The 8,681-nt window shown below is 71.2% G+C and carries 7 protein-coding genes; 3 read left to right on the forward strand and 4 right to left on the reverse strand.

Annotated elements, in window-relative coordinates:
- Both ACIRDX_RS17870 and ACIRDX_RS17875 read right to left on the reverse strand, forming a co-directional pair.
- Nucleotides 1–1,103 (reverse strand): M14 family zinc carboxypeptidase (locus ACIRDX_RS17870; protein ID WP_396626797.1); only part of this gene is annotated, 1,103 nt, incomplete at its 3' end.
- Nucleotides 1,104–1,208: 105 nt separating this feature from the next.
- Complete coding sequence (locus ACIRDX_RS17875; protein ID WP_396626798.1) at nucleotides 1,209–2,513, reverse strand: fibronectin type III domain-containing protein; 1,305 nt, start codon at nucleotides 2,511–2,513, stop codon at nucleotides 1,209–1,211.
- 93 nt (nucleotides 2,514–2,606) lie between these two features.
- Between ACIRDX_RS17875 and ACIRDX_RS17880 the strand changes: the two genes are divergently transcribed.
- The 3 genes from ACIRDX_RS17880 (at nucleotide 2,607) to ACIRDX_RS17890 (ending at nucleotide 6,031) form a co-directional block, all read left to right on the forward strand.
- Nucleotides 2,607–4,166, forward strand: coding sequence for a DUF1800 family protein (locus ACIRDX_RS17880; protein WP_396626799.1), 1,560 nt, complete (start codon nucleotides 2,607–2,609; stop codon nucleotides 4,164–4,166).
- 17 nt (nucleotides 4,167–4,183) lie between these two features.
- Nucleotides 4,184–5,416, forward strand: a complete 1,233-nt coding sequence (locus tag ACIRDX_RS17885; protein WP_396626800.1) for a DUF1501 domain-containing protein — start codon at nucleotides 4,184–4,186, stop codon at nucleotides 5,414–5,416.
- Between the two features lie 390 nt (nucleotides 5,417–5,806).
- Nucleotides 5,807–6,031 carry a hypothetical protein gene (locus ACIRDX_RS17890; protein ID WP_396626801.1) on the forward strand — a complete coding sequence of 75 codons (225 nt, stop codon included), beginning with the start codon at nucleotides 5,807–5,809 and terminating at the stop codon, nucleotides 6,029–6,031.
- 67 nt (nucleotides 6,032–6,098) lie between these two features.
- Here ACIRDX_RS17890 and ACIRDX_RS17895 read toward each other — a convergent pair whose 3' ends face one another.
- Together ACIRDX_RS17895 and ACIRDX_RS17900 are read right to left on the reverse strand one after the other, a co-directional pair.
- Entirely contained in the window at nucleotides 6,099–7,340 is a 1,242-nt protein-coding gene (locus ACIRDX_RS17895; RefSeq protein WP_396626802.1) for a BamA/TamA family outer membrane protein, read from the reverse strand.
- 36 nt (nucleotides 7,341–7,376) lie between these two features.
- Nucleotides 7,377–8,681, reverse strand: a 1,305-nt coding sequence (locus ACIRDX_RS17900) for an aminopeptidase P N-terminal domain-containing protein (RefSeq protein ID WP_396626803.1), incomplete at its 5' end; no start/stop codon positions are given.

Raw genomic sequence — 8,681 nt, forward strand, 5'->3', positions numbered from 1 at the left:
GATCGCACGGTGCGCGTGCCCGCGATCCCGACGTCGGCCAGGAAGGGCGCCACGCCCGTGCCGGGGATCACCGTGCCGCCGCGCACGATCGTGTGGAACAGGTTGCCGTCGTTCTCGGGCAGCCGCTCGTACACGGCCGGATCGGCCTGCGCCACGCGCCCGCTGGCGATGGCGTCGAGCGCCGAGACCAGCGCGACGAAATTCATCTGCACGAGGGCCCGATCGGGCTCGGGCCCGGGCCAGGGTCCGGTCTCGATCAGCACCACACCGGTACCCCACTTCGTGATGTTGTCCCCGAACGCCCGCACCTCGAACTCATCGTCGTAGCGGCCGATGCGGTTGGCCGCGAAGGGCTGCAGGGCCTCGACGATCACGCTGCAGGCGCGCTTGGTGAGCTGGCGACGCGCGTCCTCGGACCGCGCCTCGTCGTAGGCGACGGCGAGCAGCGAGATGGCGGCCGGCTGCGGCGGCGTGCCGACCGAGGTCCGCCAGTTCTGGTTGTGCAGGTTGAAGCCGATGATCGGGTTCACCTCGTCGCGCAGCGCCTTGAGCAGGCGGCCCTCGGGCGCCTGCAGGTGGAGCGCGTCGCGGTTGATGTCGATGCCCTGCGCGTTGCGGCGCTGGAAGCGCTCGGCGCCGTCCGGGTTGAGCATCGGCACGATGTGCAGCGTGAGCGTGTCGAGCAACCTCGCGACCAGCGGCTCCTGCCGGTGGCGCACCAGCCACTGGCAGAGGTCGAACAGCGCCGAGGTCGCCGTCGGCTCGTCGCCGTGCATCTGCGACCACAACAGGACGGCGGTCTGGCCGCGCCCTATCGTGAGGTGGTGAATGGCGCGCCCCTCGACCGACTGGCCCAGCAGTTCACTGGCGATGAGCCCGCCGCTCTCGCGCACCAGCCGGGCGACCTGGGCCTCGACGAGCGCGTGCGTGACGAGCGGTGCGGGCGGCAGCGCCAGGTGCTCCTCAGTCCAGACCTTCGCGAGCGCCTCGGGCTGCGGGGCGGGCAGGTCCTGCGACGCGGCCACGCAGGCGGACGAGATCCCGAGGCACGCGAGCAACGCGACGTGCGCCAGCACTCGAACCCGACACGCAGATCGGCACATGGTGTGGACTCTGAACCTTGAAATTCAAACTTCAAACTCAAAGCTTCGACTTCAAGCTTCAAGCTTCGAATTCTGAACTCTGAATTCTGAATTGCTCGCAACCGGCTAGTACTTCACCGGCAGTTCGGGCTTGCGGTCGACGAACCTGCGGCGGCCATTGCGGCTGCGCGTGATGTCGAAGGCGTCGAACAGCTGCCCGGTCACGGTGCGTGCCTCGAACTTGATCGCCTGCGGCGACACCGTGATCACCTGAAAGAGCTGGACGTTGGCGCCGGTGCGGGTCGCCCACGTGCGGCCCTTGCCCACCTCGTACATCTTCGGCCCGCTCACCGACACCACGTACACCGGGCCCCCCTCCTCGCGCCGCGAGGCGCCGTCGATCAGGTTCTCGCCGCGGCCGTACGTGTGGTCGTGCCCGGTCAGCACGAGGTCGACGCCGTACTTCTCGAAGAGCGGCTTCCACGCGTCGCGAATCTTCGGGTTGTCGCGGTCGTTGGCCACCGAGAAGACGGGATGGTGGAAGGTGACGATCGTCCAGCGCGGTCGCGGTTCCTTCAGGCGCGCCTCGAGCCAGGCGGCCTGGTCGGCCAGTCGCGTGTCCTCGTTGGAGTTGAGGACGATGATGCGGGCGCCCTGGAAGTCGAAGCTGTAGGCCGTCTCGGCCAGGCCCTCCGGGCCGTCCTCCGGCAGCGCGAACTGCGGCCGCCACAGCGCGCTCAGCTGGCGCGGGTCGGTGCGAGTGAGGCGCCCGTACTCGTGGTTGCCCACCACCGGCACCTGCGGGACCATGCCGTTGATCCAGCCGCCCGCGCCGAACCACTCGCCCCACTGCTCGTCGCTCTCGCCGGTGTTGACGAGGTCGCCGGCATGGATCACGAACCGCGACCGTGGCGCCTCGAGGAACGCCGAGCGGATCGCGCGCGACCAGAGCGACCGGATGTCGTTCTGTGCGTCGCCGACGTAGATGAAGGAGAAGGTCGCGGGCTCGAGCGCCGCCGTCCGGAAGTGGAACCACTCGCTCCACGTGGCGCCGTCGCCGACGCGGTACGCATAGAGCGTGTCGGGGCGGAGCGCCGTGAAGCGGGCCTCGTGGTAGTAGGCCGTCGTGCCGCCGGGCACGGGGACAGCCGTGGTGCGTGCGGGTGACCGACGCGCCACCGCCCCGAACCCCGGGTTGGCGGTCGCCTCGGCAATCTCGGCGAAGGCCTCCTCGACGAGTGCGTCCGTGCGCCACGTGACCGCCTGCGTGCGGGCCGGATCGTCGCGCCACGTGAGGACCACGCGCGCGGGTCGACGCCCGGGGTCGGCGGCAGGGACGGGCACGGGCGCCTGGGCGGGCGCGACCAGGGACCAGGCGCCCACGGCCACCGCACACGACAGGACACCGTGCAGGAGGGTGCGCACGGTCATCGATTGCGAAACTTTCGTGAAACCGGACGTCCGCGACGTACGCGAGGCGTAACCGGGCGCATCCTAGCATGGAGCCTGCCCGGAGACGTGACCATGCCTGCCCGCCCCTCGCGTGTGACCCTGTCGTCGATCGCCGTACTAACCCTCGGCGCCCTGCTGACCCTCGACGCGGCGCCCGGGCGGCCCGCGCTCGACCGTGAGGCCGCCGTCCACGCGGCCAGCCGTTTGAGCTTCGGCGCCACCGCCGACCTCGTGCGACAGCTCGAGGCACAGGGGCTGTCGGCCTGGCTCGAGACACAACTGGGCACACCGGCCGCACCCGAGGCTGCGCTCGAGGCGCGCCTGGCTCGCCTGCAGACGCTGGCGATGTCGCCCCGGACCCTGGCCGACACGTACTACATCCCGGCGCTCGAGCGACGCCGCGCCGCCGCCATGCGCAGCGACGAGGCACCCGGGACCATCGAGGCGCCGGCCGATCCGGCCGAGGCGATGCGCATGCAGGCGCCGGGGCCCGAGCGCCTCGTCGTGGTCGAACTCGCCACCCAGAAGCTGGTACGCGCGACCGCGGCGCAGCGCCAGCTCGAGGAGCTGCTGGTCGACTTCTGGTTCAACCACTTCAACGTCTTCGCCGGCAAGGGCCCCGTGCGGATGTACGTGTACGACTTCGAGCGCACCGCCATCCGGCCGTACGTGCTCGGCTCGTTCCGCGACATGCTCGGGGCCGTCGCCGGCAGCCCGGCGATGCTGTTCTATCTCGACAACTGGCAGAGCAGCGCGCCCGGCACGCGCACGCGCCGTGGGCCGATGGGCCTGAACGAGAACTACGCCCGCGAGCTACTCGAGCTGCACACGCTGGGCGTCGACGGCGGCTACACGCAGCAGGACGTGGTGGCCGTGGCGCGTGCGTTCACGGGCTGGACGATCCGCGAGCCGAGGCGCGGCGGCGAGGCCACGTACGACCCACGACGCCACGACACCGGCACGAAGACGGTGCTCGGGCAGGCGCTGCCGGCCGGCGGCCGCGAGGAAGGCGAGCGCGTGCTCGACATGCTCGCCCGGCACCCGGCGACGGCGCGGCACGTCGCGCGCAAGCTGGCGAGGCGGTTCGTGTCCGACACGCCGCCCGAGGCGCTGGTGGCGCGCGTCGCCGCGCGCTTCACGGCCACCAACGGCAACCTGCGCGAGACGATGCGCGCGCTTGTCGAGTCGCCCGAGTTCCTGGCGCCTGCCGCGCGGCTGGCCAAGGTGAAGACGCCGATCGAGTTCGTGGCCAGCGCCGTGCGCGTGCTGGGCGCCGACGTGCGCATGGCCGGCGCGCTCGGCCAGCAGTTGCGCACGCTCGGCATGCCGCCCTACTTCGCCGAGCCGCCGACCGGCTACCGCGACACGGCCGACGCGTGGACCAACGGCGGCGCGCTCGTGCAGCGGATGAACGTCGCGGTGGCGCTCGCGTCTGGCCAGATGCGCGGCGTGGGGCCGGCGCGCCTGCCGGCGCTCACCGGCGACACCCCCGAGGCGCGGGCGCGCGCGATGGCCGACGCCCTGCTGCTCCGCACGCCCTCGCCCGCCACGCTGGCGACGATGGCGAAGGCGAGCACGGCGGCAGACATGGCGGCGCTGCTCATCGGGTCTCCGGAGTTCCAGAGGCGGTAGCCAGGAGGACCTGCGCGATGCTGCACACTCGACGAATCTTCGTGAAGCAGGGCGCCGTCGCGCTCCTTGGCCTGGGCTTCGCGCCCGACTTCCTGGCGCGCGCCGCCGAGGCGGCCACGCGGCGACGCAAGGTGCTGGTGGTGGTGTTCCAACGCGGCGCCGTCGACGGCCTGTCGATGGTCGTGCCGCACGGCGATGCCGCCTACTACGCCGCGCGCCCGACGATCGCCGTCGCCCGCCCTGGCCGCGAGGCCGGCGCCCTCGACCTCGACGGCCACTTCGGCCTGCACCCGCGACTCGCGCCGCTGCACGCGCTCTATCGCAACGGCTCGCTGGCCGTGGTGCACGCCTGCGGATCGCCCGATCCGACGCGCTCGCACTTCGACGCGCAGGACTACATGGAGACCGGCACGCCCGGCGTGAAGCGCACGCAGGACGGCTGGTTGAACCGGCTCGTCGCGCAACGGCACGACGCCGAGCATGCCGGGGCGATGCGCGCCGTGGCGCTGTCGTCGCAGCTGCCGCGCATCCTGCAGGGCGCCGCGCCGACGCTGGCCATGACGAGCCTCGAGCGGATGCACGTGGCGGGCGGCGCCGACACAGGCGATGCCTTCGAGGCGCAGTACGCTGCCGCCGCCGACCGCGTGCTCCGCGACACGGGCCGCGAGACCTTCGACGCCATGCGCACGCTGCGCGAGGTGGAGGCCAGCGGCCCGGCCACCACCGCCGGCGCCGCGTATCCCCGCTCGCCGTTCGGCGAGGCGCTCCGCCAGGTGGCACGCCTGATCAAGGCCGACGTCGGCCTCGAGGTGGCGTTTGCCGAAACGGGGGGCTGGGACACGCACATCAACCAGGGCGGCGCGACGGGCCAGTTGGCCGCCCGCCTCGGCGACGTCGGCCAGGCGCTGGGCGCGCTGGTCGCCGACCTCGGCACGGCGATGCAGGACGTGGTGGTGGTGACCATGTCGGAGTTCGGCCGGACCGTCGCCGAGAACGGCACGCGCGGCACCGACCACGGCCATGGCAACGCGATGCTGGTGCTCGGCGGCCCGGTGCGCGGCGGGCGGGTGTACGGTCGCTGGCCCGGGCTCGACGAGGCCGCTCGCGCGGACCGGCGCGACCTGGCCATCACCACCGATTTCCGTGACGTGCTGGGCGACGTCATCACCGCCCACCTCGGCGTGAAGGACCTGCGCCCGGTGTTCCCGGGATACGCGTGGACGCCGGCACAACGGCTCGGACTCGTGTAGGGCACAGCCTGGGGGCTGGGGGCTAGGGGCTGGGGGCTGGGGGCTGGGGGCTGGGGGCTGGGGGCTGGGGGCTGGGGGCTCGTTTACCCATGCGTCCGGTTGCACAGGGGCTGGGGGCGACAGGCGACCCGAGGCGCGGCACTCATCACGCAGGGCGCTGAGGGGCCGCCATGGCCCTGCCGGCGGCCCGAGCTGCCGATGACTCTCCTTGATGCCCCTGCTTTCCGCCCCGAGCTGCCCGTGGCCCGCCCGGATGCCCCTGAATTCCGAACTCTGAATTCCGAATCGTTCCTGAACTTCCGACCGGCGCGTTCGTACGATCTGGCTAGCAGGTGGCCTGTAGCCAGAAGGCTGCAGCCTGTTCCTGTTCCCGCGGAGGCGGGTCACGCCGTGCGCAGCACCCTGAGTGCCATCCGATTCCTGTTCACCGCGCCGCTCATCCTGGCGCTCCTCATCGTCATCAACCTGATGACGTGGAGCGGCGACTGGTGGGTGCAGTGGCCGGCCCTCGGCCTCGGCATCGCCTGGGTCGTCAGCCTGCTGCGCGTCGGCCGCGCCATCGTCGTGGCCGGCGGCCTCGCCGCGCTGGCCGCCGTGCTGGCGAACCGCCGCTAGCCGTCGCCGGTAACCGAATTCGGAATTCAAAATTCAGAATGCAGGGCGGAGCTCTGCACCGCCCTGCTCAGAACGCTTCCTGGATGGCGAGATAGACGCCGCGACTGCGGCGCTCGCCGAGGCCGACGTCGAAGGCGAGGTTGGTCTTCGACCGCTTGTTCAACAGCAGCCGGAGTCCCACTCCTCCGCCAGGCGCGAAGTGGTCGAAGAACCGCTCGCCCTCGAGGCTGTTGGACACGGTGGTCGCGTTGGCAAACGCCACCCAGCCGAGCAGGCCGTTCTTCGTGATGGGGCCGCGGTACTCGAGCTCGAACGAGGCGAGCTTCTCGCCGCGGAAGTGGCCCTCGGCGTACCCGCGCCCCGAGCGGCCGTAGCCGTCGCTGGCCGTGGACGGCAGGTCGAAGTACGGCGCCACGCCGCTCACCACCATGTCGGCGTACGCCCATCCCGCGAGCTTGTGCCTGCCGTCGTCGGACAGGCGCTTGTAGGAGCGCAGGTCGACGGTGACCTTCTCCCAGTGCGTGTCGCCGCCCAGGAACCCGTCGAACATCACGCGGTAGCTGGCGCGCGCCAGGCTGCCGTGGTCCGCGTTGATGAAGCTGTCGCGGCTGTCCCAGATCACTTCGGCGCTCGGGCCGGCCGACATCTGCGTGTCGAGCGGCAACCCGCTCGCCGTGCTGTACAGCACATAGGGCGAGCCCTCCCACGCCGCTTCCTCGCCCTCCGCCGCCCGCACGTCGGCGTGGCTGTCGAAGTGGAGCCCGCCGCCGACGAACAGGTTCGGGCGCACGCGCATGTACCCGGACTGATACAGGCGATAGAAGTCGAAGCGGGCCAGTTGCGGCTCGGCTTCAGCCGTGGCGATGCCGAGGCCGGACGTGTCGAGCGAAGTCCACTGGAAGCGGTAGTCCACCTCGGCGCGCCAGCGGTCGTCGCGGCCGAACATCGTGGTGCGGGCGCTGATGCCCGCCTGCTTCTTGCTGGTCACCGTCGCGCTGGCCACGCTCGACGAGATGTGCGTGGTGGCGGGATCGCCGCGATAGAACGCGACGTTGCCGGCGCCCCCGATGATCACGCCCGACGAGGGCTTCACACCGATGACCGGGGCGATCGCCTTCATGCGTTTCGTGTAGTCGAACGTCCCGGTCGGCGGCGGCTTGTGCCGCAGCAGGCGGATGAGGTCCGCCACGTCCATCTGGTCCGCGGGCGTGGTGTCGGCGGGCGCGGCCGCGGAGACGGCCGCCGGTGCGGGAGGCGACGGATCGGGTGCCTGCGCGAGTACCGTCCACTGGCCCAGGGGGAGGAACACGGCCAGAAGGACGGCACAGCGGCAGGCGGACATGGGTCACCTTCGAAGAGCGGCGTCTGGTGGCGGCTGCAGCTGGAGGCCGATGCCGCCCTTGCCGACCAGCCGCTCGAGCTCGTCGAGTGCGGTGGGCAGGAACGCGGTGAAGTTCTCGTAGCCGTCGGGCGTGATGACGATCACGTCCTCGTAGCGGATGTAGAGCGTCTCCTCGGGCACCCACAGCTGGGGGTCGATCGAGAAGACGTGGCCGACCTTGAGCGGTCCGCGGTTGTAGGGGCCATCGTCGTGCACCGCGAGGCCGACGGGATGGGACAGCGTGCCCCCGCCCGTCTCCACCATCTTACGCGCTGCCTGCTCGTACACCGGCTTGGACCACGTGCGCCTGGCCAGCACGGGCGCCATCGCGACCTTCGCCTGCTCGTAAATCTCCTTCGTCGTGATGCCGGGCCGAATCAGCCCCATGACGACGTTGCGGTACTCGAGGACGATCTGCAGCAGTTCGCGCTGCACCGGCGAGTACTTGCCGTTGACCGGCCACATCCGCGTGACGTCGCTCGTGTAGTAGCCGTAGTCGGGCGCGAAGTCCATCAGCACGAGGTCGCCGTCCTTCAGCAGGGCGTCGTTGCGGTAGTAGTGGCCGTTCCAGATGTTGGCCGTGCCGGCCGCGGTGATCGACCGGTAGCCCTCGAGGCGCGCGCCGCCGGCGAGGAACATGTACCGCGCCGCCGCATCGAGCTGGTACTCGTACAGCCCGGCCTTCGTGCTCTTGATCGCCTCGAGGATGCCGAGGCCGGCCAGCTGCGAGGCGCGGCGAATCAGGGCGATCTCGCGCGGGCTCTTCACGCTGCGCATCTCGTCGAGGATCGGCGTGAGGTCGCGCACCTCGACGCGCGGCGCGCGCGTGCGGATGAGGTTGACGAAGTGGGCCTCGCGCGAGACGCGCCCGTCCCAGTAGTCGGCGGCGATGGCGGCGTTGGCGTTCTGCAGTTCGTAGCGGCTCTCCGCGGTGCCCTCGGCCGGCGTGAACATCGTGTAGACCGCAGGCGCCGGGGCCTTCACGAGCTCGGCAAGCCAGTCCTCGCCCATGGCCCGCGTGCTGACCACGGCGTCGGCGCCGGTGAGGCGCTTCACGAGGTCGGCGTCCTCGGCCGACAGCACCTTGCCCTCGCTGCGCTCGAGCCGCTCGTTGCGCGGCGGCAGCACCAGCGTCGTCGTGCGCGTGCGTCCGTCGAGGATGATGTACGCGCCTGGCGTCTCGATGCCGGTGAGGTAGTAGAACTCGTTGGTCTGGCGCGGGAATGCGAAGCCACGGGCGAGCGGCGCGCCCTGCACGATCGCCACCGC

The sequence above is a fragment of the Luteitalea sp. genome (assembly GCF_044337415.1).
Classification (GTDB): Bacteria; Acidobacteriota; Vicinamibacteria; order Vicinamibacterales; family Vicinamibacteraceae; genus Luteitalea.